The organism is Blautia sp. AF19-10LB, assembly GCF_003461245.1.
GTDB classification, from domain to species: domain Bacteria; phylum Bacillota; class Clostridia; order Lachnospirales; family Lachnospiraceae; genus Blautia_A; species Blautia_A intestinihominis.
In genome coordinates this window covers 21,184-46,829 of the sequence record NZ_QTWS01000003.1, presented here as the reverse complement: position 1 = coordinate 46,829, position 25,646 = coordinate 21,184, and the positions used below count along the sequence as shown (strand labels likewise).

Annotated in this window: 24 protein-coding genes and 2 pseudogenes; 21 read left to right on the top strand and 5 right to left on the bottom strand. The window is 41.0% G+C overall.

What is annotated here, in order from left to right; translation table 11 throughout:
* The first annotated feature begins 27 nt into the window (after positions 1-27).
* The 6 genes from DWX28_RS03045 to DWX28_RS03020 all read left to right on the top strand — a co-directional run bounded on the left by DWX28_RS03045 (position 28) and on the right by DWX28_RS03020 (position 6,014).
* On the top strand, positions 28-846 hold the full coding sequence (locus DWX28_RS03045; RefSeq protein WP_243002311.1) for a hypothetical protein: 819 nt from the start codon (positions 28-30) through the stop codon (positions 844-846).
* A 115-nt stretch (positions 847-961) separates the two neighbouring features.
* A complete protein-coding gene (locus DWX28_RS03040) occupies positions 962-2,533 on the top strand; it encodes an AAA family ATPase (protein ID WP_022213826.1) in 1,572 nt (523 codons plus the stop codon).
* A 46-nt stretch (positions 2,534-2,579) separates the two neighbouring features.
* Positions 2,580-2,870 carry a hypothetical protein gene (locus DWX28_RS03035; protein ID WP_158565274.1) on the top strand — a complete coding sequence of 97 codons (291 nt, stop codon included), beginning with the start codon at positions 2,580-2,582 and terminating at the stop codon, positions 2,868-2,870.
* 9 nt (positions 2,871-2,879) lie between these two features.
* Complete coding sequence (locus DWX28_RS03030) at positions 2,880-3,707, top strand: TrmH family RNA methyltransferase (protein WP_022213828.1); 828 nt, start codon at positions 2,880-2,882, stop codon at positions 3,705-3,707.
* A gap of 86 nt (positions 3,708-3,793) precedes the next feature.
* Positions 3,794-5,098 (top strand): MATE family efflux transporter, encoded by a 1,305-nt coding sequence (locus DWX28_RS03025; RefSeq protein ID WP_022213829.1) that lies wholly within the window; start codon positions 3,794-3,796, stop codon positions 5,096-5,098.
* Positions 5,085-6,014 carry an AEC family transporter gene (locus DWX28_RS03020; protein ID WP_022213830.1) on the top strand — a complete coding sequence of 310 codons (930 nt, stop codon included), beginning with the start codon at positions 5,085-5,087 and terminating at the stop codon, positions 6,012-6,014. Before DWX28_RS03025 ends, DWX28_RS03020 begins: the two co-directional genes overlap by 14 nt.
* Before the next feature lie 97 nt (positions 6,015-6,111).
* On the opposite strand, the gene DWX28_RS03015 is transcribed toward DWX28_RS03020, so the two are convergent.
* Positions 6,112-6,753 (bottom strand): GDSL-type esterase/lipase family protein, encoded by a 642-nt coding sequence (locus tag DWX28_RS03015; RefSeq protein WP_022213831.1) that lies wholly within the window; start codon positions 6,751-6,753, stop codon positions 6,112-6,114.
* Between the two features lie 108 nt (positions 6,754-6,861).
* Positions 6,862-7,065 (bottom strand): annotated as a pseudogene (locus DWX28_RS03010) (UTRA domain-containing protein); the annotation flags it as partial.
* Between DWX28_RS03010 and DWX28_RS20490 the strand changes: the two are divergent.
* Positions 7,064-7,483 (top strand): annotated as a pseudogene (locus tag DWX28_RS20490) (alpha-amylase family glycosyl hydrolase); the annotation flags it as partial. The pseudogenes DWX28_RS03010 and DWX28_RS20490 sit on opposite strands and share 2 nt — an antisense overlap.
* A 2-nt stretch (positions 7,484-7,485) precedes the next feature.
* On the opposite strand, the gene DWX28_RS03000 reads toward DWX28_RS20490, so the two are convergent.
* Positions 7,486-8,070 carry a manganese efflux pump MntP gene (locus DWX28_RS03000; protein ID WP_022213832.1) on the bottom strand — a complete coding sequence of 195 codons (585 nt, stop codon included), beginning with the start codon at positions 8,068-8,070 and terminating at the stop codon, positions 7,486-7,488.
* A gap of 402 nt (positions 8,071-8,472) precedes the next feature.
* On the opposite strand from DWX28_RS03000, the gene DWX28_RS02995 reads away from it, so the two are divergent.
* Positions 8,473-9,255 (top strand): ZIP family metal transporter, encoded by a 783-nt coding sequence (locus DWX28_RS02995; RefSeq protein ID WP_022213833.1) that lies wholly within the window; start codon positions 8,473-8,475, stop codon positions 9,253-9,255.
* 93 nt (positions 9,256-9,348) lie between these two features.
* Here the strand turns inward: DWX28_RS02995 and DWX28_RS02990 are convergent, their stop codons facing one another.
* Complete coding sequence (locus DWX28_RS02990; RefSeq protein WP_022213834.1) at positions 9,349-9,642, bottom strand: hypothetical protein; 294 nt, start codon at positions 9,640-9,642, stop codon at positions 9,349-9,351.
* Between the two features lie 406 nt (positions 9,643-10,048).
* Here DWX28_RS02990 and DWX28_RS02985 point away from each other — a divergent pair, with 406 nt between their 5' ends.
* The 5 genes from DWX28_RS02985 to DWX28_RS02965 all read left to right on the top strand — a co-directional run bounded on the left by DWX28_RS02985 (position 10,049) and on the right by DWX28_RS02965 (position 15,853).
* Positions 10,049-11,770, top strand: a complete 1,722-nt coding sequence (locus tag DWX28_RS02985) for a S8 family peptidase (protein ID WP_022213835.1) — start codon at positions 10,049-10,051, stop codon at positions 11,768-11,770.
* A gap of 195 nt (positions 11,771-11,965) precedes the next feature.
* Complete coding sequence (locus DWX28_RS02980) at positions 11,966-12,313, top strand: TnpV protein (RefSeq protein WP_118251815.1); 348 nt, start codon at positions 11,966-11,968, stop codon at positions 12,311-12,313.
* A gap of 111 nt (positions 12,314-12,424) precedes the next feature.
* On the top strand, positions 12,425-14,263 hold the full coding sequence (locus DWX28_RS02975) for a DNA primase family protein (RefSeq protein WP_243002310.1): 1,839 nt from the start codon (positions 12,425-12,427) through the stop codon (positions 14,261-14,263).
* Between the two features lie 196 nt (positions 14,264-14,459).
* Positions 14,460-15,404 (top strand): ParM/StbA family protein, encoded by a 945-nt coding sequence (locus tag DWX28_RS02970; RefSeq protein ID WP_186855957.1) that lies wholly within the window; start codon positions 14,460-14,462, stop codon positions 15,402-15,404.
* Positions 15,401-15,853 carry a hypothetical protein gene (locus DWX28_RS02965; RefSeq protein ID WP_055146809.1) on the top strand — a complete coding sequence of 151 codons (453 nt, stop codon included), beginning with the start codon at positions 15,401-15,403 and terminating at the stop codon, positions 15,851-15,853. The genes DWX28_RS02970 and DWX28_RS02965 overlap by 4 nt, the downstream gene beginning before the upstream one ends.
* Before the next feature lie 51 nt (positions 15,854-15,904).
* Here the strand turns inward: DWX28_RS02965 and DWX28_RS02960 are convergent, their stop codons facing one another.
* A complete protein-coding gene (locus DWX28_RS02960; protein ID WP_015540886.1) occupies positions 15,905-16,138 on the bottom strand; it encodes a helix-turn-helix domain-containing protein in 234 nt (77 codons plus the stop codon).
* 481 nt (positions 16,139-16,619) lie between these two features.
* Here DWX28_RS02960 and DWX28_RS20230 point away from each other — a divergent pair, with 481 nt between their 5' ends.
* The 8 genes from DWX28_RS20230 (at position 16,620) to DWX28_RS02915 (ending at position 25,536) form a co-directional block, all read left to right on the top strand.
* Positions 16,620-16,754 (top strand): hypothetical protein, encoded by a 135-nt coding sequence (locus DWX28_RS20230; RefSeq protein ID WP_015540887.1) that lies wholly within the window; start codon positions 16,620-16,622, stop codon positions 16,752-16,754.
* 511 nt (positions 16,755-17,265) lie between these two features.
* On the top strand, positions 17,266-17,646 hold the full coding sequence (locus DWX28_RS02945) for a plasmid mobilization protein (RefSeq protein WP_172733519.1): 381 nt from the start codon (positions 17,266-17,268) through the stop codon (positions 17,644-17,646).
* Positions 17,595-18,836 (top strand): relaxase/mobilization nuclease domain-containing protein, encoded by a 1,242-nt coding sequence (locus DWX28_RS02940; protein ID WP_186855956.1) that lies wholly within the window; start codon positions 17,595-17,597, stop codon positions 18,834-18,836. The genes DWX28_RS02945 and DWX28_RS02940 overlap by 52 nt, the downstream gene beginning before the upstream one ends.
* Positions 18,837-18,849: 13 nt before the next feature.
* On the top strand, positions 18,850-19,455 hold the full coding sequence (locus DWX28_RS02935; RefSeq protein ID WP_118251871.1) for a DUF6040 family protein: 606 nt from the start codon (positions 18,850-18,852) through the stop codon (positions 19,453-19,455).
* 248 nt (positions 19,456-19,703) lie between these two features.
* On the top strand, positions 19,704-19,943 hold the full coding sequence (locus tag DWX28_RS02930; RefSeq protein ID WP_118251812.1) for a helix-turn-helix domain-containing protein: 240 nt from the start codon (positions 19,704-19,706) through the stop codon (positions 19,941-19,943).
* Positions 19,930-21,246: a DNA cytosine methyltransferase gene (locus tag DWX28_RS02925; RefSeq protein ID WP_158565273.1), complete on the top strand. Its 1,317-nt coding sequence runs from the start codon at positions 19,930-19,932 to the stop codon at positions 21,244-21,246. The genes DWX28_RS02930 and DWX28_RS02925 overlap by 14 nt, the downstream gene beginning before the upstream one ends.
* Positions 21,239-22,294: a DNA cytosine methyltransferase gene (locus tag DWX28_RS02920; RefSeq protein ID WP_118251810.1), complete on the top strand. Its 1,056-nt coding sequence runs from the start codon at positions 21,239-21,241 to the stop codon at positions 22,292-22,294. Before DWX28_RS02925 ends, DWX28_RS02920 begins: the two co-directional genes overlap by 8 nt.
* On the top strand, positions 22,294-25,536 hold the full coding sequence (locus DWX28_RS02915) for a type ISP restriction/modification enzyme (protein ID WP_118251809.1): 3,243 nt from the start codon (positions 22,294-22,296) through the stop codon (positions 25,534-25,536). Before DWX28_RS02920 ends, DWX28_RS02915 begins: the two co-directional genes overlap by 1 nt.
* The last annotated feature ends 110 nt before the right edge of the window (positions 25,537-25,646 follow it).

Sequence of the window (25,646 nt, the reverse complement as noted above, 5' to 3'; positions counted from 1 at the left end):
GAAGGACACAATACCGGCGGATGGGGAATGTATCTGACTGCGCCGCAGATTTCCGCACTGGCACAGCTTCTGCTTCAGAAAGGAAACTGGAAAGGCGGGCAGCTTGTACCATCCTGGTGGATAGAAGAAATGGGAAAACCGAGAGTAGAAATTCCGGGAGATGAAAAGAAAGCACTGACACATTATGCTTATCACATAAAAGCAGGAAAAGAAATCTTTGCGGCCGAGGGAGCATTTGGTCAGTATCTGATCTGTTTCCGTGATCTTCCGGTGGCAATTGGAATCACAGCAGGTGCGAGAGAATATTTTGCCGCAGATATCTGTCTGAAATATATAAAGGAAGCAGTTTCTGAACCATGCAAAGAGGAACAGCTGGAAGCAGCAGAGAAAGCACTTCGGACCAAGATAAACAGCCTGTCACTTGTACAGCCGGAAGGTGCATTTCGAACTGCCAGACAGGAGGCTGCAAGATTATTTGATCGCAAGATTCTTTTTACAGAAAATCCACGAAAGATCGAGAGCGCAGTGCTTACGAAAGAGGGATATAGAATTAAGATTGAAGCTGTGATCGACGGCGAACAGAAAGTGCTTTATGCTGGCTACAAAGCATGGAAATGTAATGATCTTTACCCGTCTGATTTTACAAAAAGATATCACAGCGTGGCTTATGCAATGGATGCAGAAGCACTGTATCTGTCCGTAGGACTTATAAATACTTCCTATAAAGAAGAATATTGTCTGTGGGTAAATTCAGAAGACAAAGTTATTGCAACCTGGCGTCCAAACGTAACTTATCTCCCGGAAGAACCGGATATGGTCTGGAAATTTACCGGAACCTTCGAATAAAAAATTAAAATACAGATCCGCAGAAATTGTGGGTCTGTATTTTTTTCACAAATCATAGAATCCAGCACGGCTTTGTGGTAAGATAAAACAAAAAGCAAGAAAGGACTGCACCAGAATGGGAAATTATCTGAATCCGGATAACAGTAAATTTCAGAGAGCTGTAAATTCTGATATTTATGTGGATAAAACAGGGTTGATAAAATATACAAATCGTGTGATAAATACCATGCAGGCATATGTCTGTGTCAGTAGACCGAGACGTTTCGGGAAATCTATGGCGGCAGATATGCTGACTGCGTATTACAGCAGAGGCTGTGATTCCAGAGAGTTATTTGCAGGTCTGGAAATTGCGGAAGACAAAAATTTTACCAGATATCTGAATAAATATGATACAATTTTTCTTAACGTGCAGGAATTTTTAAGCCGAAGCGCTAATGTGCAGGAACTGCTTACCAGAATAAAACAGAGAGTGATCCGAGAACTTGCAAGACTGTATCCGGATGTGGAGTTGTTTGATCCGGAAGATCTGGCAGAGACCATGCAGGATATTTATGCAGAAAGTAAATGCCCATTTATTCTTATTATAGATGAATGGGATTGCATTTTTCGAGAATTTAAGAATGACAAAGAAGCACAGGAGAAATATCTGGATTTTTTGCGTGATTTGATCAAAGACAAAAGTTATATCCATCTTGCATATATGACGGGGATTCTTCCTATCAAAAAATATGGCACACACAGTGCGCTGAATATGTTTGATGAATTTTCTATGATAGACCCGGGACCATTGGCTTCTTATGTTGGTTTTACAGAAGCGGAAGTAAAAAAACTCTGTGAAGAGTATCATATGGAACTTAGTGAGATCAGAAACTGGTATGATGGATATTCTTTTGAGGAAGTTTCTTCTGTATACAGCCCCAAATCTGTAGTCAGCTGTATGAGGCTTGGAAAGCTGGGAAATTACTGGAACCAGACAGAAACGTTTGAGGCTTTGCAGATTTATATTGATATGAACTTTGAAGGACTGAGAGACGATATCCTGAGCATGCTTGCCGGAGAGGAAGTTCCGGTAAATACTGGAAGTTTTACAAATGATATGACAACTTTCCGTACCGAAGACGATGTTTTGACCTTGTTGATCCACCTTGGATATTTGGGGTATCATTATTCTGCAAGATCTGTGTTTATTCCTAATGATGAAATCCGGGCAGAATATGTGAATGCAGTATCCGTATCAGATTGGGGAGAAGTATCGAAAGCACTCAAAAATTCAGCAGATACCCTGCAGGCAATCTGGCAGGGACGTGAAAAACAGGTCGCGGAGGGGATTCGGCAGGCACACTTTGAGACTTCGCATATTCAGTACAATGATGAAAATGCATTAAGTTATACGATTTCGCTTGCACTTTATGCCGCGCGGAATTTTTATACAGTTCATCGGGAACTCTCTGGTGGAAAGGGCTTTGCAGATTTGGTTTTTATTCCAAGAAAGCGATTTGCAGATAAACCGGCGTTGGTAGTAGAATTGAAATGGAACAAAGATGCAGTCGGTGCTATAGCACAGATCAAGGAAAGAGAATATTGTCAGAGCCTTGAAGAATATCATGGAAATTTGTTGCTTGTCGGAGTTAATTATGATAAAAAAACACAGGAACATAGCTGTAAAATAGAAGAGTACAGGAAGTAGATATCTTATCAGAAATTGTGGGGTGACGGCGATGGATGCGGCTACAATGGTAGCAATCAATAATCTGAATATGCTGACGGTGATGTCAGCAATGCAGCAGACACAGAATTTTATTACATTCATTGATAGTGAAAAGGAGTATGAGGATATGAGCGGTTCGATGTTAGATCAGTATGTAGGACGGGATTGTGTAGTAAGTCTTTTTAACGAAGTTGGTGCGATCAAGGGCAGATTCGTCGAGGCAGATGCCCAGTGGGTCAAAGTCGAAACACCAAAGAAAGGCACACAGCTTATCAACCGAAATATGATCCGAAATATTACGTTTGATAATAAATAGGAGAACACCGTGAACAATATAATCGAAATCAACGACATCACCGCGCCAGAATTAGACGTATACGCGCGGACATCGGAAGTGCAGCTTCTGCGGTATTATGAGCCGGAGCCGGGGCTGTTTATTGCGGAGAGTCCGAAGGTGATCGAGCGGGCATTAAATGCAGGGTATGAGCCGCTTTCTTTTCTGGTTGAGCATAAAGACCTGGAGGCTGAGGCGAAGCAGATCCTGGAGCGATATCCGGAAATTCCGGTCTATACAGCAGAATATGATGTCCTTGTGGGAATGACCGGCTACGCACTGGCACGCGGCATGCTCTGTGCCATGAAACGCCGCCGTCTTCCGTCTGTAGAAGGAATCTGCCAGAATACCAGCCGCATCGCAATCCTGGAGAATGTCGTGAATCCGACAAATATCGGAGCCATTTTCCGCAGCGCAGCGGCACTTCATATGGATGCGGTCCTTCTGACCAGCGGGTGCAGTGACCCGCTCTATCGAAGAGCCGCCCGCGTAAGCATGGGAACGATATTCCAGATTCCGTGGACATATTTTGACAAAAAATCCTCCTGGCCGGAAGAAGGAATGAAATCGATCCAGAACCTTGGCTTCAAAACCGTGGCAATGGCACTTCGTGACGATTCTTTCAGCATCGATGATCCGAAGCTCCTCGCGGAAGAAAAACTTGCCATCGTTCTCGGCACAGAAGGAGACGGTCTGGCATCTCAGACCATTGCAGACTGTGACTACACAGTAAAGATCCCAATGTCACACGGCGTCGATTCCCTGAATGTAGCAGCCGCAAGTGCCGTAGCATTCTGGGAACTTGGCAGGAAACGCTGAATATAAAAAGTTCTTGAAAAGTCTATTGTCTTTTCGAGAACTTTTTACTATAATGCAGAGGACAGTCTGTGAAATGGAGAAAAATTATGCTAAAAAAATTTACAAAATATGTTTTCCAAAGTGTAGCAAGTATGATGGGGCAATCCGTGTATATTCTTGCAGACACTTTTTTTATATCGGTCAGCTCAGGAGCAAATGGACTGGCAGTCCTCAACCTGATCCTGCCGGTTTTTGGAATCATGTTCGCAATAGGATCCATGATCGGGATCGGTTCTGCGACGAGATACGGGATCCGCAGAGCCAAAGGTGAAGAGGCGGATCATTATTTTACACAGTCGATCAGCTGGGCGGTACTTTTCAGCATTCCATTTATGCTGATTGGGATTTTCTTCCCGGATAAATTTCTGGCGCTCCTTGGAGCAGATGCAGAGCTGATCGCGCTTGGCAAAACTTATCTGCGGATCGTTCTTGTTTTTGCACCGTTTTTTATGTGCAATTATTCCGTTACCGCATTTGCACGAAACGATTATGCAACCTCAACCGTAATGGCAGGTTCCCTTGCCGGCAGTGCCTTCAATATCGTGTTTGATTACATTTTTATTTTCCCGGCAGGGCTTGGATTTTCCGGTGCGGCGCTGGCAACTGCTTTTTGTCCGTGTGTTACGATGCTGGTATGTTCCACGCATTATTTCAGCAAAAAATGCAACATCGGTTTCAAATGGAAAAAACTGTCTGTGCGGCATCTGATCTCCTGTTGTCAGCTTGGCGTGTCCGCGTTTGTGGGCGAAATTTCCTCCGCAGTGATCACGTTCATATTTAATATGCTGATCCTTGGACTTACTGGAAGCACCGGAGTTGCTGCATATGGAGTAGTAGCAAACCTCTCGCTTGTGGGAATGGCGATCATGAACGGTATGGCACAGGGCGCGCAGCCTCTGATCAGCGAAAGCTTCGGCAAAGGTGCATCTGGCGATGTAAAAAAACTTCTCCGCTGGGCACTGACCTGCGCAGCAGCAATAGAAATCGTCATGGTCGCACTGGTCTGGACCTTTACAGATCCGTTTATTGCAGTATTCAACAGTGAAAACAACCAGCTTCTTCTGGAATATGCACACACAGGTCTTCGGTTATACTTCCTGGGATTTTTGTTCGCAGGAGTCAATATCATGCTCGTTGCATATTTTTCCGCAACAGCAAACCCACGTCCGGCAATCATCGGCTCTCTGCTCCGAGGCGCGATCGCGATCGGAATCTGTGCGATCATACTTTCCAGGATTCTGGGAATGAATGGTGTATGGCTGTCCTTCCTGGCATCTGAAATGATCACCTTCGCAGTTATTCTGATTTTGTCGAAGTACAAGGAAAGCAGGAAAACAAATGAATACGCTTGAGATCCTGCTTCAGCAGATCGGCCTGTTTGTGATCTACATTCTGGCAGGCATGATCCTGGTAAAAACAAAAGTACTGAACAGTGAAACTCTTGATCCGATCTCAAGATTTGTGATCAAGATGGCACTGCCGGTGATGATTTTTGTCAATATCATAGACGGTGTGGAGCGGGATACACTTTTTCATTCCTTATCTATTCTGGTGATCGCAGCAGTGTTTTATATCTGCACGTTCATCATAAGTCTGGGAATGACAAAAATATTTCACCTGGGAGGCGACCAGGCGGGAATCTACCAGGCGATGTTTTTGTTTGGAAATGTCGGTTTCATGGGAATCCCGATCATCACGAGTATTTTTCCACAGAATGGAATTCTTTATGTTTCAGTATTTACCGTGATCGACCAGTTCATGTTGTGGACAATGGGAGTAAAACTGACCACTCCATGTGGAAAAGGGAAGTTTGATCCTCGGAAACTGGTCAATCCGGCAACGGTGGCGATTTTTGCGGCACTTTTTCTCGTAGTAACAGGGATTAAGATTCCGCAGCTTCTGGATACAGGACTGCAGAAGATAGGTGCGACCGCATCTCCACTTGCCATGATCTATGTGGGCGGCGTATTTGCGTGCATCGATATCCGCAGATATATAAAAGAACTTTCCCTTTACGGAATCGTACTGGTCAAGATGCTTCTGATCCCGGTCATCATGTATGGAGTTTTGAATCTATTTCCGATTTCAGAAGAGATCCATCTGACAATGGCTCTGATCGCAGGAATGCCGGCGATGACTTCTGTAGTTATGATGGCAAACAGCGCTGGCTCAGATGGAGACTATGCACTGGGCGGTGTGTTCGTGACGACGATATGCAGCATTGTGACACTGCCGTTTATCTGCTGGCTTTTGCAGTACATATTATAAGAAAAAAGAAGAAGATCAAACTTTGCCGAAATGGTTCTGGTAAGAGATTGATCTTCTTCTTTTGTCATTTGCGGGATATTACAGGTGAACAGTAATCTCAGATCACATTTGCAAGTCCCTTCTCAAGTGCAGTGATCTTATCATAAATAGCATCAGCGAGTGCAGCATGTCCAACTTCATCCATATGTTCACGGTCCGTAGTGCTTGGAGAAGCAAAATCAGCGGCATTCAAAAAAGCAGCATGATTTTGGAGTGCAACTTTACGGTATTCATTTGCGAGATTTCTGGAAACGACCTCAGATCTCTCATCGAATTCCGGGTCAAAATCCGCTTCTCCGACACCATGACCAAGATGGATCGGAGAGACGACAAGCAGATCAAAGTGCTGAGATGCATTGAGCCGTGCTTTACGGATCACCTGATCCAGACCTCGGGCGATTACACTGGCGGATGCACCATAGCGGGTCTTGCAGTCGTTCGTTCCGAGCATGATGATTACGAGATCGAGAGGATTGTGCATTTCCACAGTGACACCGATCATATCCAGCCCCCGGCGGCTCTCGCGGAGCTCATCCTGAAAGACAGTAGTCCTGCCGCAAAGTCCTTCCTCTATAATATGATATTCTGGACCAAGCTTCTTCTGAAGAAGAGCAGTCCATCTTGTATTTTCATCAAAGCGTCCGGTCTTATCCGGCTTGTATCCCCAGGTATTAGAATCGCCAAAGCATAAGATATTCATGAGATCACACTCCTTAATCAAACAAAAACCATATAAACATACTAAATAAATATGTTATATATAATAAACGCTTTTTCAGGAAATGTCAATGTACTTTCCGTCAATATTTTATTTTCTCACCGCATTATCATAGAAACGGAAATGATCCGGGCGGTGGCGGGACTGGGTGTACTCAAACATTACGCCGTCACTGTTATACGTCTGGCTGCTGACGACAGCGACACAGTTGTAGTCCCGGATATTCAGGTCGAGATATTTTTCATCGATCTCTGTCACTTTTTCGACGGTCATGATCCTTTTGCTGTTGACGATTCATATGATGCGCGGAACTCCTTATATTTATCAGGGAGAAGAGCTTGGAATGACAAATGCTCATTACAGCGATATTTCCCAGTATCGTGATGTGGAAAGTCTGAACTATTATGAGATCCTTCTTTCAGAAGGAAAGTCAAAGGAGGAAGCACTGGAAATCCTTGCAGCAAAATCCAGAGACAACAGTAGAACTCCAATGCAGTGGTCGGCAGATGTAAATGCAGGTTTTTCAGAAGCGGAACCATGGATTTCTGTAATTGATAATTATAAAGAAATCAATGCGGAAAAAGAAATGCAGGATCCGGATTCTATTTACTCTTTCTATAAGAAACTGGTCGGACTCCGCAAAGAGAAAGCAGTGATCTCTGAGGGAACGATTGAATTTTTTGAGAGAGAAAATGCAGATGTTTTATTATTTCATCAGAAAACCAGGATACCGAGGTGCTCCAGAAGGATCTTGAGCCCAAGGAGAACAAGGATCAGGCCGCCGATAAACTCAGCTTTGCTCTTGTATCTGCTTCCGAAGAAGTTTCCAACAACAACTCCGGCGATGGAGATGACCATGGTTGTGATCCCGATGATGGTGATCGCTTCTACGATCGGAGTTCCGAGGAAAGCAAATGTGATTCCGACAGTGAGTGCGTCAATACTGGTTGCGACAGCGAGAACAAGCATGTTTTTGTGGTCGATCGGTGCGTCCATGACATCGACAACTTCCTCTTCGTTCCATTCCCGGACTGCTTCGATCATCATTTTGCCGCCGATGAAGCCAAGCAGGATGAATGCGATCCAGTGGTCAATGCTTGTGATATATTTCTGGAACTGGCTGCCGAGGAGCCAGCCGACAAACGGCATCAATGCCTGAAATCCGCCGAAGTAAAGCCCGATGATGAGTGCCTGTTTCTTGTTCAGCTTTCTCATACCGAGCCCCTTACAGACAGAAACTGCAAAAGCATCCATAGAAAGCCCAACACCTAACAAAAATAGTTCAATAACGAGTGCCATAACAAAATCTCCTTTTCCTTTTTTCTTAAGAAAGTATCTGAACACGCAAAAAGACTCATGTATGCAGCAAAACAGTACAGACGTACAAAAGCGCTGTATGTATTGTTTTGCTGCATACATGAGTCTCATTCATTAAGATTTGCCAGGTACAAAATACCAGTATGTTGACAAATCACACGTTCTTCGTGCAAATTACTCCCTCACGTAAACTGATTGAGTTTATTTATATCCTGAGATTTGACCTCAGTCGATTGCTCCAACTATAACAAATACGGTGACTCCTGTCAATAAATTTTTTCAATAAAAAAGAAGCAATTGCATAAAGTATGGCATGTGGTTATACTGTTTATGAATAAAGTTAAATAAAACTAACTTAAAATATAAATAAGGAGGAATTAAGTGATGGATATGAATGCGTTTTACGGGATACTGATCCCGTTCATAGGTACCTCGGCGGGAGCCGCCTGCGTCTTTTTTATGAAAAAAGATCTCAACGCCTATGTGCAGCGGTGTCTAACCGGTTTTGCAGCAGGGGTGATGGTAGCGGCTTCGATATGGAGCCTTTTAATTCCGGCGATCGATCAGTCAGTGGAAATGGGAAAATTTTCATTTGTTCCGGCACTGATCGGTTTCTGGATAGGGGTACTTTTTCTGCTGATGCTGGATCACATCGTGCCGCATCTGCATCAGCACAGTGACCAGGCAGAGGAACCAAAAAGCTGTCAGCAGAGGACGACCATGCTGGTGCTTGCGGTCACGCTTCACAATATCCCGGAAGGAATGGCGGTGGGCGTAGTCTATGCCGGATATCTGACAGGGAAAGCGCAGATCACCATGATGGGAGCGCTGGCACTTTCTCTTGGAATTGCGATCCAGAACTTCCCGGAAGGTGCGATCATCTCCATGCCGCTTCGCTCTGAAGAAATGGGAAAAACAAAAGCTTTTGTCGGCGGTGTGTTATCAGGAATCGTGGAGCCGATCGGAGCAGTGCTGACAATTCTTGCAGCCGGGCTGATCGTTCCGGCACTGCCGTATCTTCTGAGCTTTGCGGCAGGAGCCATGCTCTATGTTGTTGTCGAGGAACTGATCCCTGAAATGTCTGTGGGAGAGCATTCGAATATCGGAACGATCTTCTTTGCGGTGGGATTTTCACTGATGATGGTTCTGGATGTGGCATTGGGATGAGCGTAGAATGGAATCACTGATGGTTTTTCTTTTTGACATGCGGGCAATAAAAAAGCTGCCACAGAGGGCAGCTTGCAGGTGTGTTTTGTTGTCTTATCTGAAGGAAATGGACGGTACTGAATTGACAGCAGTGTGAGATTTTTTTACAGTACCGCGATAGATATAGAAGATACCGCCGAAGAATCCGAAGATCAATCCCGCATATCCACCGGTGCAAAGAACAACTGTTGCTTTGACAAGCACAGCCACCTGGAGGAACGGACAGATCAGAGCACCAGCAAGAAGTCCGATCACTGTCCATCCAAGCACCAGAACAGGGAGAAAAACGGATGCGGTAGTATGTTTCTTTGTATTTTTTTTGATATGATTCCATAAAGTCTTATACATTGTAATCCCTCATTTCTTAATGAAAGCAGTTGTTTTTTTGATTTGTTTTCATTATAAAGAGAAATTGTAAAATGCAAATGCAGAGTAATGCAAAATCTATGTAAAATTATGGGTTTTGATCAAATCAGGTAAGCAGTGAAGCAGACCTCGGGTTAGTTTATTAGCATCGGATATAAGAGAAGAAAGATTTTTCGATGCAGAAATCCAGGATAACCATTGTTTCTCTGATTGTATATGATCAATTATTCACAGAGAATTGATAATCTATTAAATCTTGCTGTGGAGGTTATAACGCAGAAACGGGTGAAGCAGAAAATGGAAATCAATGTATTGGAAAACTGCTAGAATATACTGGAAAAAGAGGAGCATATAATAAAGTAAATGTGCTATCTGAAATGAGATCTTTATGCCGGATCAGAAAATAGATAATCTTCTTAATCTTGCAATGGAGGCAACGCCACAGGAACGGGCAAAATCGGAAAATCTGAATGTTGGGTACGATTCAGCCACAAAAGTATGGGATGTGATCATAAAATACAGCGGACCGGAAAGTGGCCTTGGCGGTGATGGAATTCAGGTAGTTCCGCTGTTTGGAGGTTATGCAGTAGTGACTTTACCGGAATCAGAAATTGATGCATACTCAGACAGAGAACAGATTGAATTTATAGAAAAGCCCAAGCGACTTTATTTTGAGACGCTTCAGGCGAGAGAGGCGAGCTGCATCCTGCCGGTACAGGCTGGTGCAAACGGATTGACCGGCGAAGGGATTCTGGTTGGCGTTGTGGATTCCGGAGTGGACTATTTTCATCCGGATTTCAGAAATGAGGATGGCAGCAGCCGGATCCTGCGATTATGGGATCAGAGTCTGGATGGAAAGCCACCAAGAGGTTATGTGACAGGAACTGAATATACGAAAGAAGAAATAGATAAGGCGCTTGTACTTGGGGAAACTGAGGGCAGGCGCCTTGTTCCATCCAGAGATTTCAGTGGACATGGGACAGCAGTTCTTGGAATCGCGGCGGGAAATGGGAGAGCATCAGGAGGAGTAAATCGCGGTGTGGCCTATGAAAGTGATCTACTCGTTGTAAAAATGGGAAATGCACGGGAAAATTCTTTTCCACGGACAACGGAACTGATGGAGGGGATTGATTATCTGATCCGGCAGGCGGTGAAGATGGGAAGACCGATTGCTATAAATATCAGCTTTGGGAATAACTACGGTTCACATCAAGGGGATTCTCTGCTGGAAACATATCTCAGCAACGCAGCGAATGTAGGACGTTCTGTCATCTGTGTAGGAAGCGGAAATAATGGAAATGACCGGATCCATACGGCGGGACAGCTTCGACAGGGACAGACAGAAACTGTGGAAATGAGTATTGGGACTTATGAGACAACTTTGAATCTGCAGTTATGGAAAGCCTATGCAGATGAGATCGAGATTTCCATAGAAACGCCATCTGGCGAAAGACTGCCAACACTTTCGGAAAAAATCGGCACACAGAGATACCGTGCAGGGGAAACAGATTTATTGATTTACTACGGAAAGCCGGGACCTTTTCAGGTAACGCAGGAGATTTATTTTGATTTTATCCCTGTAGAGACATACCTCACCAGTGGAATCTGGAAGATTCATCTGCATGGCAGACGAATCCGGGAGGGTAATTATAACCTGTGGCTTCCGGGGGGAAATGTCCTGAACCCAGTGACCGGATTTTACCGTCCGATCGCTGCAGAAACACTCACGATCCCATCCACTGCAGCCAAAGTGATCACCGTAGGAGCCTATGACTCCAGACTAAACGCCTACGCCGATTTCTCCGGCCGCGGCGGATCGAATCTCTCATTCCCCAAACCGGATCTCGTCGCCCCCGGAGTAAACATCACCGCCCCCACTCCCGGCGGTGCCTATACCACTGTCACCGGAACTTCTTTCTCCACTCCCTTCGTCACCGGCTCCGCCGCCCTCCTGATGGAATGGGGCATCATACAACGAAACGACCCATTCCTCTGGGGCGAGAAAGTCAAAGCCTACTTAAGACGAGGCGCGCAGCCCCTGCCCGGATTTAATGAGTATCCGAATGAAGCGGTGGGGTGGGGGGAGGACGTTATAATAAGGTTACATTGAAGAAAGTCAGTAAAATCAAGTGTTTCCGTTCATTTTCCCAACACAGAAACGAAGCACTTTCACCATGATTTTGAAGAAAATCTGCCCGGGTTGGATTCAAAATAATATGGAAAAAAAGATTTGTAGCAATGACGTAACATGAACATCTGGTTCTGTTACAGATAAAAGTTTAAACGAAAGAGAGGTCACAGTAATATGAAACTGACTTATACAAATGTAAATGGATACCTGATTCCGAACCTCACCTATAAATCCGGTGAGCAGATGGAGCAGCTTGGCAAATATGGATTCTTACGCAGAGATTATCTGAAGAACCATCGAAATTCAACGTATCAGGTGATGCTCTTACAGGATACCATTGGAGCGCATCTTCTGGAAGTGGACAAGGCAGCCAGGGAACGGGAAGAAGTGATTCTGAAACAGTTGGAAGAAAAAGAACCACTGCCGGATAAGGAGAAAAATCAGATGGCATGGGTAAGAGCTGCCAATCAGCACAGAGCGATTGCAGAAGAGATTATCCTGAAAGAATTGATTTATGTATAAGGATTGTCAGTAACTAATCTGGCAGGTAACTGATAAAAATAGAATATTGTGAGCGAAGTAAGGCGTGAGTCATAAGATATGGCTTGCGTCTTTTTCTTTGCCTGAAAGGAAGTGATAAGTTTGAATAAGAAGTTTTTGAAGCATTATATGGAAACCAATCCGGAAGGGACAGCACAGACCTATATTTTTCTGGTGGACAATCAGGATATCGCATTGAATATTGTGATGTCAGGTTATCAGGCGCTTTGTCTGGTGCAGGAAGATGATGGATATTATTTCAGTGCAGATTCTTTTATAGAGGAAATGAGATCTATTCAGTTTACTGGAAGCTGTCAGAGTGCCTATCATTATGTGACTGCCTGTACGGTGAAGTGGATGAATGATAAGTTACAGACATTTTTCAAAGACGCTGGTCTTGATGGAAAAGCGGGCTGGCAGTTGTTCAAAGAGAAGGAGTACCTTGGCAAACTGGATAATCAGAAAGAAGTTGAGAAATTACTGGAAAAGTATATTCTTCGGTTTGAGCGAGATCCGAAAGAAGAACCGGAACTGAGCCGTTTTCACTTATTTGATGCAAAAGGAAATGTGAAAGGTGTCCGGGATATGGAGATTGTAGATTACCTGGTGGAGAATGTTCAGTTTTTTGTGGTGGGAATCACACCGTATTATTATGAGCATGGTGTTTTCCTGGAAGACCATGATGGGGTAAGAATGAAATACCGTATCCAGAAGCTGATCTATCGTGACCAGGTACAGAGTGGAGTGATCAAAAGAATCTATAATCTGCTGATCGCACAGCCAAAAGTTCACCGAGAGGCATATGAACTAAATAAACAACCTGTGAGGTGGATCAACTTCAAAAATGGATATTACGATCCGGTTACGGGTGAAATGCTGGAACACAATCCGGATTATCTGACAATCAATCAGATTCCATTTCCCTATTATCCAGAGGACTGTGAGCAGGTGTTACAAGGTGGAGAAAATATCAAAAAGTATCTTGCATCGTCTCTTCCAAATAAAGAAGAACAGCAGACATTCTGGGAGTATTTTGGATACTGCATGACACAGGATACGCAGTTTCAGAAATTCCTTACACTGAAAGGAAATGGTGGAACCGGAAAGTCTGTGGCAGTATCACTGATCCAGTATGTGGTTGGAATCACCAATATGTCCAGCATTTCTTTACAGGATTTGAACAAACGATTCTATGCCACAGGAATGTACGGAAAGCTACTAAATGCCTGTGCGGATATTCCATGTAAAGCAATGGAGAACACAGATGTATTAAAGAAAGCAGTCGGTGAAGATACACTGATCTATGAGAAAAAGGGACAGGATGCAATCCATTTTCACTCTTATGCAAAGTTACTCTTTTCTACCAATGAAATGCCGCAGAATCTTGAGGATAAGTCGGATGCTTTTTATCGCAGACTACTGATTCTTGATATGAACCGGGTAGTAAAAAGTGGTGAAAAAGATCTGCACTTAAAGGAAAAGGTACAGGCAGAATCCGATTATGCAATTCATATGGCGATGATTGCATTGAAAAATCTGTACGAACAGGGAAAGTTCACGGAGAGCGAACACAGCAAAGAATGTGTAAGAGAAGTGCAACGGACGTCAGATAGTATCTGTGCTTTTATTGATGAGTCATTGGTGCGTGCCAAAGGAAAACGTCTGAAACGAAGTGAAGTGTTCCATATGTATGAGGAATACTGCAAAGAGAATGGCCGACAGGGGCATGGTAAATCCAACTTTTTCAGGAATATGACAGATAAAGGTTTCCTTCTGAAGCAGTACAATGGTGAGTTTTATTATCAGGATATTGCAGTTAAGGAAGAAGATTTTTGTCCTGTAGATCCAGAAGAAAGAATACCTTTTGAAGAAACAGATACAGATTATAAACAGTTACAGTTAAATATGAATCAGGGAATTAAGGGCATTTAGGGCAAAATAAGCAAAAAGAAATGTTACCGGAGCAGGAGAAATAACAAAGATAGCTGCCAGAGTACATAAAATTTTGCTTTTTTTACGCTGACTGCCCTTTTTCATGTATCAATGTTCTAGCTGATACAAATATAGGTTTTTCCCGAATTTGGGAAAAAGTAAAAAAATAAAAATTAAGAAAGTGTGAGGTATGATTATGAGAATGATGAAAAACAACAATAATGAGACAGTTATGGTGATCGGGATTGATCATGGGTATGGAAACATGAAAACAGCCACCAGATGCTTTCCAGCCGGTGTAGCCAGATATGACAAGGAGCCAATCTTCCAGAATAATCTTCTTGTTTACAATGGCATGTATTACCAGATCGGAGAGGAACACAAGGAGTTCTGTGCAGAGAAAACGCAGGACGAGGACTATTATGTGCTGACACTGGCGGCTGTCGCAAGGGAACTGGATGGGAAAGGTATGAAGCGGGCAAAGGTACACATTGCAGCCGGACTTCCACTTACCTGGGTAGCTACACAGAAAGAAGATTTCCAGAAATATCTTCTCCAGAATGAATGTGTGGATTTTACATTCCGCAATAAAGAATATCATGTGGAGTTTGCAGGAGCTGATATTTACCCACAGGGATTTGCAGCAGCTTTTTACCGTTTACAGGATTTCAAAGGAATCAACATGCTGGCAGATATTGGAAATGGCACTATGAATATCATGTATATCAATAATTCCCGTCCATTAGAGAAGAAATGCTTTACAGAGAAATATGGAACGCATCAGTGTGTGCTTGCTGTAAGAGAATCCTTGCTGAAAGAACTGGGAACGGTGGTAGACGATCTGGTGATTGAGCAGGTGATCCGTACCGGGACAGCAGATATTGGTGAGAAATATCTGACAGTCATTCGTAAAGCTGCCAGAGATTATACGAAAGAAATCTTCCATAAGCTGAGAGAACGGGAATATAATCCAGAACTGATGCGTCTGTATGTGGTCGGCGGTGGCGGTTGTATGATCCAGAATTTTGGAGAATATGACAAGAGCCGGGTAACGATTGTACGGGACATCTGTGCCACAGCGAAAGGCTATGAAGCAATGACCGTAAGGAAGATCCAGAGAAACGGAGGGATGCTTGTATGAGAAAAGAACGGAAAATCATCAATACAAATATCCGTTTGAACCTTTGTGATGAACAGGACAGGCAGGCATGGGAATATTTGCAGACGATGGACAGGAAAAAATATAAATCGTACACCAGAGCAGTTGTAGTTGCTTTAAACGATTATTTTTCCAGAGAGTACAGGAATGAAGCAGATCCGTATCTGGAAACCAGAGAAAAGGAAGATGCATTTCTGGAAAGAGTGGAAACAGCTGTCCGGGATGGGGTGAAAGAATCTGTCCCGATGGCTATAGCGAAGAATCTGATGGAAATGCTTGTACCGTTTGTAAAAGAATCGGTGGGAGAAATTAATTTGCCGGACAGAACACTAACAATGGAGAAAACGGATGAAGAGATCGCAGAAGATAATCTGGACTGGGAGAAAGAAGCTGATATGGATGCAGCACTGGATTTTGCAGACAGTTTTTAGCTGATTATAAAAGAAAAGCAGTCTGGCTTACATAAAATAAATCAGACTGCTTTAAGTGGAGCTATTCTTTTTTCTTGGGTAAGGACGTTTATCATCTGTCAGGTTTAGCAGATAATCAACGCTGGTATTATGAAATTCAGCCAGTTTAATCAGAATGTGAGTAGGGATATCGACATCACCACATTCATAATTACTGTAAATACGCTGACTGCAATTTAGGATTTCACCCATATTCTTCTGCGTAAGGTCACGATCTTCACGCAGATCCCGTATTCTCTGATACATGTGTTTCACCTCTAGCATAATAATAACTTAGCGAGATATTCACTATTGAAATATAGCGAGAAATTCGCTACACTGAATTTAAAAATGTAGGAGGGAGAAGTACAGAGTGAAAGAGAAAGTGAAAAAGGTGCTGGTGTGGATTTTTGAGTTTGTCTTATTTTGTGGATATTTCTATGTTTTATTCGTGAATCTGGTATGTGGATTTGGATATGGAGGGATAAGCAGCAGAGGACAGGCAATAAAGATTTTGTGTGCTTCGTTCTTTCTTGCAGCGGGATTGCCAGGATTGATCTGGTATCAGCATCGCAGACTTATGAAACTGGAGAATTTATTACATGACCTGCTTGAAATTTGCGATAAAATAAAATAGCAGTAACAGGAAAAAGGACTGACAGTAAAGAATAGTTTTACGAAAACAGAATAGCAGAAAAAGACAATAGCAGTGATAGCATTTCAGACATTATGAGTTGGAGAAATGTTCATGACTGCTATTTTTATGCCTTTCAGCAGAAATAGAAAGCAGTTCAGAAAAAGAAAGACAGAAATAACAGGGAAATATGGCAGAAAGGTGTTTGCAGATGAGAGGGGTGTACAAACAGGCAAAGAAAAGATATAGGGTGCCGGATACGGCACATGATTGTCCGATACTTCGCATCGGAGTGGTGCATGACTAGCCTGTTTCAGAAAGGGAAAATCTATGAAAGGTGGAGCTTTTCTTTTTCTTCCGCAGTCGGCTCCTGCACCACAAACCCACCGTCATCTCCATTTGGATTTGATAATGTAGGGTGGAAAATATTGCCTGGCGGGTGTCGATTCAGTGGTGGGGAGATGACAGGCAAGTTTCGCAGAGTGGCAAGCCACTCTGCACCGGAACCAGCCTTTGGGCTGTTCCTAAACTTGCCAGAGGGCTCTGCCCCTTGGAACCCCGGTACGCCAATTAGTAAGTATTCCTGCGAAATGTCCACCGGACATTCCTACGGAACACTTACTAATTGACTAGGACGCTGTCCTGCACCTGTATAAGAGAGCGTTGCACTCTCTTATAAATCTCCTGCAAATATGCCACCAGAATGCTGTGTCTGTTAATAAAGAATGAAAAATCAAGCAAAGAAAGGAGATAAAAGCCTATGAGAAAACGAAATCATACAGTAACTATACGAATGAATAAAGCGGAATACAATCTGCTTCAAAACAAAGTGAAAGAATCTGGAAGAACACAGCAGGAAGTTGTGATAAAAGCAATCGCAGACTTGAAGATAGCATCGGCAGAGGAAGTGGAAGAACTGAAAAGATTGAACCAGATGTTTGCAGATATTCTTTGCCAGCTCCGGGGAGCAACTACAAATATCAATCAGATTGCAAGGAAGCTGCATACAGATGGAGAAATCCCAAATGACAGTATGCTGTATTTCCTCAATAAAAATATTCTCAAGTATCGGAAGGAGAGTGAGAGGATATGGCAGTTAATAAGACGATTAATAAGCGGACAAATACACATGGAGCAATGAGAAACTGTATCGAATATGTGTTACGACAGGATAAGACCAGCGAACCGCTTACCTATGTAACAGGCCCGTACCGCCATGATGAGATTATCTATGATCTGGTGTACAGAACCTTTCTGGAAGAAAAGAAGTTGTGGGATAAAGACACCGGGAGAATGTACGCCCACAACATTATTTCCTGGCATAAGGACGAGCAGATCACCCCAGAGCAGGCATTTAAATTTGGAAAAGAGTTTGCGGAAAAATGGTTCAGTGGATTCCAGACTTTAGTAGCGGTACATAAGGATAAAGACCATATCCATTGCCATCTGGTTACAAATTCGGTGAGTTATGAAGATGGAAGAAAGCTGCATAACACCAGAAAAGATCTGGAACGTATGAAACAGCTTACCAACCAGATGTGCCGGGAGCGAGGGCTGACCGTTGCCGAAAAAGGAAAGCACTTTGATGGAAGCCAGATTGAAAAAGGGGAAGTCATTGCATGGAGCAAAGACAAATATAATTTGTTCCGTCAGCAGGTAAAGGATAGCTTTGTAGCGGACTGTGCAATGGCGGTGCTAAAAGCACTGGAAAATTGTATCAGTAAGGAAAAATTTATAGAAAAAATGAAGCAGTTCGGGTGGAACGTAAACTGGACAGAGAAACGGAAACACATCACATTTCAGAATCAGGATGGGAAGAAAGTACGTGATAGTAATCTGTCCAAAACATTCCATCTGGACATCAGCAAGGAGGGCTTAGAGAATGAATTTAATGGAAATAGGCAAAAAGCCAGAGATGCATCCGACAGGAACAGCAGATCAGACGAAGAACTCAGAAACTATTACAGAGAGCTTGACGCAGCCATCGCAGACGCCAGAGGAATCACTGATCAAGCTCAAAGTAGAGAGGGATATTCTCGTACAGAGTTTCGAGAAGGCGAAAGAGTTCATGCGAAAACAAAAACAGCAAATACAGATGCTGGAAGAAGAGAAACAGACGATCTCATCCGACAGGCAGAGATTGCGAGAAGAAGTTCGGAAATCAACCGTAGAAATTCAGCGTCTGACAACCGAGCTGTCCGAAACGCAGAAACTGAATCAATCGCTTCAGCAGAGCAACGACGATCTGAGGAACAGAAACGGTTTGCAGAGCAGGAGCGAGCAAGAGCAGCTCGAAGAAGAGATAAAAGACGTTCGGGACCAGAACTCTAAATTGCAGATACAGGTGAACAAATCATCTGTTGAAGCAGTGGATGATGCACAGAAGAAACAAAAAGAAGCGGAGAAAAAGACAGAGCAGGCAGAAACCAAAGTACGCAATGAAAAGAAACGGGCAGAGCTGGAAATCCGTAAAGCCAGAAAGAAAGCAAAAAGAGAAATTAATGATATGAAAGAAAATATGTACGTTTGGAGTTGGGGATATATTATGATTATTGTTTGTTCACTTGTTCAGAATGGGGCATTTCAAAGGGATATTCTTCAACTAGGAAAAAAAACAATTGAATGGTGGCTGGAATATGCAGAGTGGTTTGAGAACTTGGAGTATCTCGGATATTCAGCAGGAGAAGTGTTATTTGAACGTAGTTTTACAATGATTCTTATTATTTTTGGAATTATGGGAAGTGTTTTTCTTGTCTGGAAAGCAACTATACAGTACAAAAAAATATGGGATAGTATGTATAAAACAGTTCTTATCTTGAGTGTTTCGTTTATTGCAGTTTTGGGAAATATGATTCGTGAAGTTATTCCCATTAATTTATTAGTTATTGTTTGCTTTATTAATATTGGGACTGTTTGGATTAGGAAGTATTTAGAAAATAAATATTCCTAAAAAATTTGCAGGTATAGACAGGGAATAGGATGTGTTTATATTTCCTGTCTTTTATATAACCAGTTAATATATATTGCTATAAAATAAAATTGAGATGAAAGAATTAAGTGACTAATAGCTGTTGGAATTGAAAAAATAGACAAAAAATTGTAGATTACAATTTAAAATTGACGGAACGATAAAATTGAGATATACTTTTATAGGTTATACTAAGGCGATTTTCGCATTTTGAAATGGAGGATTAATCGATGGCTGTTAGCTATAGAAAACTTTGGAAACTTCTTATAGATAAAGATATGAAGAAAAAAGATCTTCGTTTATCTTCTGGAATTAGTACAAATGCATTAGCTAAATTAGGAAAAAATGAAAGAGTAACAACAGATGTAATTGATAAAATATGCTGTGCACTTAATTGTGATGTTGGAGATGTGATGGAGATCGTTGAGGGTGAAGAAAATATGAATGGAGGACATCATGATGAACATTGAGTTTCTCCAAAAGTATGCGATGACTGGAATATGGGAAACGGAAGATCTTAGATCATATAAGACAGATCTTTTACTTATGGCACAGCAAGAACAAAAGAAATTTAAACCTTTGAAAAAAGAAATGTATTCGGGTAACAAGATACAGATTATAGATTTTTTTAGTGGGGCAGGAGGAACTTCACTTGGATTTGCTGCGGTTAATGACATTATCCCCATATTTGATTTTTTGGGAGGCTGTGATATAAATAAGTTTTCGGCAGAAAGTTATGCACATAATTTTGATACACCTGTTATAAATAGAGATATTATTGAATTGGCAGAAGATAAGGAAGAATTAATCAAAGTACTTGATACTATAGGATATGATAAAATGAAACCAACAATTTTAATTGGTTGTGCACCATGTCAAGGATTTACGTCTCATAGAAAAAAGCATTGGAATGAAGAAGATGATCATAGAAACAATCTTGTGAATGTGTTTGCTGATATTGTGAGTTTTATTCAGCCCATAGCTTTTGTAATGGAAAATGTACCAGAGTTCTTATCAAATAGATATTGGAAATATTTTTATGCAGCAAAAAATAGGTATGAACAGGAAGGATACATTGTTAAAGAAAATATATACAATGCTGCATCTTTTGGGGTTCCACAAGAAAGATTCCGATCTGTTGTAATAGGAATGAAAAAAGAATTTATATTACCAGAAGGATATTTGGAACCTAAAAATTATAAAACTGTTAGAGAGGCGATAGGAGCATTAAAACCTGTTGCTGCGGGAGTTGCAGATCCATCGGATCCTATGCATAAAAGTGCAGCACATAAAAAAAGTACCATTGCTGTTTTAAAACAGGTACCTCATGATGGAGGAAACAGACCAGCAGGTGTTGGTCCAGCGTGCCTTGATCGCACAAAGGGATTTTCGGATACCTATGGGAGATTGTATTGGGATCGACCATCAATTACTATAACACATTATGCTCGTAATCCTGCAAGTGGAAGATATACACATCCAGAACAGGATAGAGGACTTACTGCTAGGGAAGCGGCATTGCTTCAGAGTTTTCCAATTGGATTTGAATTTTTAGGGAAATCAGATGATGTATATCGCCAGATAGGAGAAGCAGTTCCCCCGCTTTTTTCAGCCGGGATAGCGATAGACATGTTAATAGAAATATTGTCAGTAGAGCCAACAAAGCAACAATTGAAAGAAGGTCCACAATCAATAGAGAAACCTGTCAGTAGTTCTTACTCAAGTGTTATTGCGGGAATAAAAACAAAACGAAAAGAGGAACTATATGGTTAAATATACATGTATAGATAGCTTTTGCGGAGCTGGTGGTTTGGGGCTTGGGTTACAGCAAGCGGGATTTGATATTCGTTTGAGCTTTGATATTGATAATCGGTGTATTAAAACAATAGAAGCAAATAAAAAATATTTTAGTCATCCAGCATTTACTGCAGATATAAATGATATGTTGGATGGAAGAGCTTTGAATATTTGTAAAATGCAACGAGGAGAATTGTTTCTTCTTGCAGGAGGGCCACCTTGCCAAGGATTTTCGGTGCAGAGACGAGGTGCAGATGAGGATCCGAGAAACCAGCTTGTTTTTAAGTATGCACAATTGGTAGATGAATTATACCCTCGATATTTTGTTATGGAAAATGTTTCAGGAATTGCGGGAAAAAGAGGGAAAACAATTCTGGAGGAACTTCTTGATAAACTAAAAAACATTGGATATACAGTTCATATTAAGCTTTTGGATGCCCAGAATTATGGAGTTGCACAAAGAAGAAAAAGATATATTATTATTGGTGAACGAAGTGATATGGGAGTAAATTACGAATATCCGAAAGAAATGGAGAAACATTACACGGTTAGAGATGTTATAGGAAGTTTGCCAGAGCCGCCTGAAGATGGAAGTGATTATCCCGGTATTTCGTTGCATAGGCGTGATAGGTTGTCGGAAATTAACCTTAAAAGGATTAGAGCTTTAAAACCGGGACAAGGACGAGAGTATCTTCCTAAAGAGCTTTTAGCTGATTGCCATAAAATAGATAGTTCTGTGATTGGATACAGAAATGTTTATGGAAGGATGGCGTGGGATGAGGTTTCGCCAACCATTACAGCAAGATTTGATAGCTTTACAAGAGGAAAGTTTGGTCATCCAGAACAGGACAGAAGTATTTCTCTTAGAGAAGGTGCAATGCTACAAACTTTTCCTAAAGACTTTCTTTTTACTGGAAGTAAAGTTGATATGGCAAGACAAATAGGTAATGCAGTGCCGCCATTGCTTGCTAAACAGATTGGAACTAGTATTATTGATTGTTATAAAAGGAGTGGTAAAATCTAATGTCATACAATGCTATTATGAAGACGTATTTGAAAGCACTTCAGAATCAATATAAAAATGCTATGAACAGTGGCCAGTACACTGCAGAATTATCCTATAGAATGCCACTGGATGCAATGGAAAAAGCACTAGCTAAAGAATTCAATCCAAATGAGGAGATAGATGTTATTCTTGAACCTACAACACAGGGGAGAGTTGGCCGTCCAGATTGGCGAATCCATAATAAACAGACTATGGGGATATATGGATACATTGAGGGAAAAGGACTTTCAGAGGAAGAATTTGATACAAAACCTTATGCAACACAAATAGAAAAATACCTTACACTGGGGCATAAGCTTATTATTACTGATGGGTTGGAATTTGTATTTTGTATGAGTAAGGACAGTGAACCGGCTGTTATATCTGTTATAGAAAAAGAGAAAATGCATACGAAAGATTGGTCTGCTCAAACGCTTAATCCACGTTTTGAAGTTTATATGAGAGAATTCTTCAAAAACCCATCAGCACAGCAGATGAATGAATCAAAATTGGTAGAACTAGTTGCTGTGAGAACAAGAATGTTGGCAGATGATATTTTAGAATTGGCAAATATTCCAGTTGAGGAAGCAATGAATGATAATGAAAGAGAAGTTATTATCTTGCTTCAACAAATGCGAAAATTGGTTTATAACCATAATGACTCGAAGTTGAGAACGGCAGACGTATTTGCTGATTTTACAGCACAAGTTATTATGTTCTGTCTTTTATATGCTCATAGAGTTTTGTGTTTACCAGAAGATACTCCAACTGAAAAAGAAAGAAAAATTATAGCCTATATTAAGGAAGATTTATCAGAGGGTGAAGCATTAACACCATTTAGAAATCTTATGCTTTATTTAAGAGATCATTCAGACAAGAATTTTTTTATTAATCAACGGATAGATGAATGTATTAAGTTTTTGTCTTTTATAAAAATGACAGATCAGCAATTAGTTAATCCAGATTATCATCAATTGTTTGAGCTGTTTTTGTCAAAATACGATGCAAAATCAAGATTCGATTTTGGTGCTTATTATACACCTAAAGCACTTGCAGATTTCGTGGTGAAATTGACAAATTATGTTGTGTCAAAGAATTTTTCGGGAAAAAGTATTTATGATGATGGAAATACCATTATAGATCCTTGTTGTGGAACAGGATCATTTATGGAAGAAGTGATTAACCATGACCCAGGAAATGGTGCATATACACTTTGCGGAATAGAAATTCTTCCAGCACCATATATGTTGGCGAATTATAGAATGGCTGTTTTGAAAAAGCAAGATGAAACGAAAAGAAACAGCGTGCATATTTTACTGGCAAATACATTGAGTAATAGTGTATTTAACGGAGATGCAAATAAAGATTCTATTGAAGGCAGAGAATTATTGGAAGCAAGTCGTATCTCTAATATGCCATTGAAATTAGTTATAGGAAATCCCCCATGTTCGGATACGATAAGAGATAATACAGATAAAGACTTTTCTATTATAAATCATCTTATGGAGGACTTTAGACCACCAAAAGAATTGAGAAGAGGTAGACAAAATATTCAGAAACAGATTAATAATCCATTTATGCAATTTTTAAGATGGAGTTGTAAAAAACTGTTGGATTCACCGAATCATTCAGTACTTTCATTAGTGGTGCCATTGTCTTTTTTGGAAGCAGAATCATATAAATATGCTAGAAAATATTTGTGTGAAAATTTTTCTGATGTATGGATTGTATCTGTAGATGCAGATGCAAGAACAGGAGCCAGAAGTGATAGTTTATTTCACACACTTCAAGGGCGTGCAGTTATTGTTTTGACGAGAAAATATGGAGATGATACATCAATAACAAAGCTTCATTATTGCGATTATTCACATTGCATGCGAATAAATAAAGAACAATTATTAAATGAGAGTATTGAGAAAATTGTATCGAGATTTGACACATATGATATTGCTAATGATACATTCGCATTTTCTCCAGCAAAGCCATTTAATACGGAAATGTATAAAAAATTTTGGCCTGTTAGTGGAGAAAAAAAACAAGCAGCAATTTTTATTAATCACTGTTCTGGAATAAAGCTTGCACCAACCGCAATGTTTACGCATGTTAAGGCTCCTATGTTAAAAAGACGGAGTCGCGATATAGCTATAAATGGAGCAACAGAGGCAAGTGCATGGTTTGCAAAGCAGGATAAACCACCTAAAATTGAAAAAATAATGGCATTTGAAAATGCATTGAATGAATGCGAGAACAGAAGTGTGATGGATCAGACTCTTGCTGATAATATAAAGCCATATTCATTCCGGCCATTTTTTACATCTAATGTGTTGTTATGGAAAGAATTATTGGTTAAATATAGCCATATCGGAGGTGGAGGAACACGTCTTAGACCGGAAATAATAAGTGCATATAATCATAAAGATACAATTGGATTTGCTATGGCACATGCTCCCAAAGATTTGAATCCTACATTGTCACAGTTTGTTTCATTTTGTTGGTATTATCCAGATAATGATATGTGTACGCGTGGCAACTCTCACATTTATGTGAATCAATATCCAGATAAAAAAAGTGGAAAAATGTTATCCAATATATCTGCTGATATTCTTCATAGGGTTATGATGATGCTTGGAAAGAATGAGCATGAAAGTGCTAGAGATCTGGTGTTTTATATCTACGCAGTATTATGTTCGCAAGTTTATCTCGATGAATTTGAAGGGGCACTTTTTACTGTAAATCAGTCAGATAAGCGAGCAAGAGTCCCTGTTGTAGCTGATAAGGATATTTTTCTTAAAATTGCTCGAATTGGAGAAAAAATTGCCGAATTAGAAAAAGTAGACTATGTTCCGGAGAATATTTTGAACTATGATTATGACCAAATTATGGAAGAAGTGCCGGTGGGATTTGAATTAAAGAATGTTGCACATCCATTTGATGCCGAAAATGAACAATTATTGCTCACGGATGGGAAAGAAACAATAAGAATTAAATGTCCCTTATCATTACAGAGGTTAAATATATCAGGATATGATGTTATAAAGTCAGTATGGTTAAAATTTAATTCTTATGATTTTACTCATTGTGAATTTAATCGGGAGGATATGAAGAAACTTTTAAATTTCCTTAATACAATTGCAACTCATGAGAAAATGGTCAAAAAATTGGATGAGGAGATTGCTCTGGTTCTAGCTGGAGAAGTGAAGTTGATTGAATATCAAAATTGATCTGTAATACTGGAAAGTCACAATGGAAATATGTTCTTTTGTGATTTTCCACATATTATGAGGGAAAGTTATTAAAAAAATATGAGGCAGGATACTTCTGATAAAAAAGT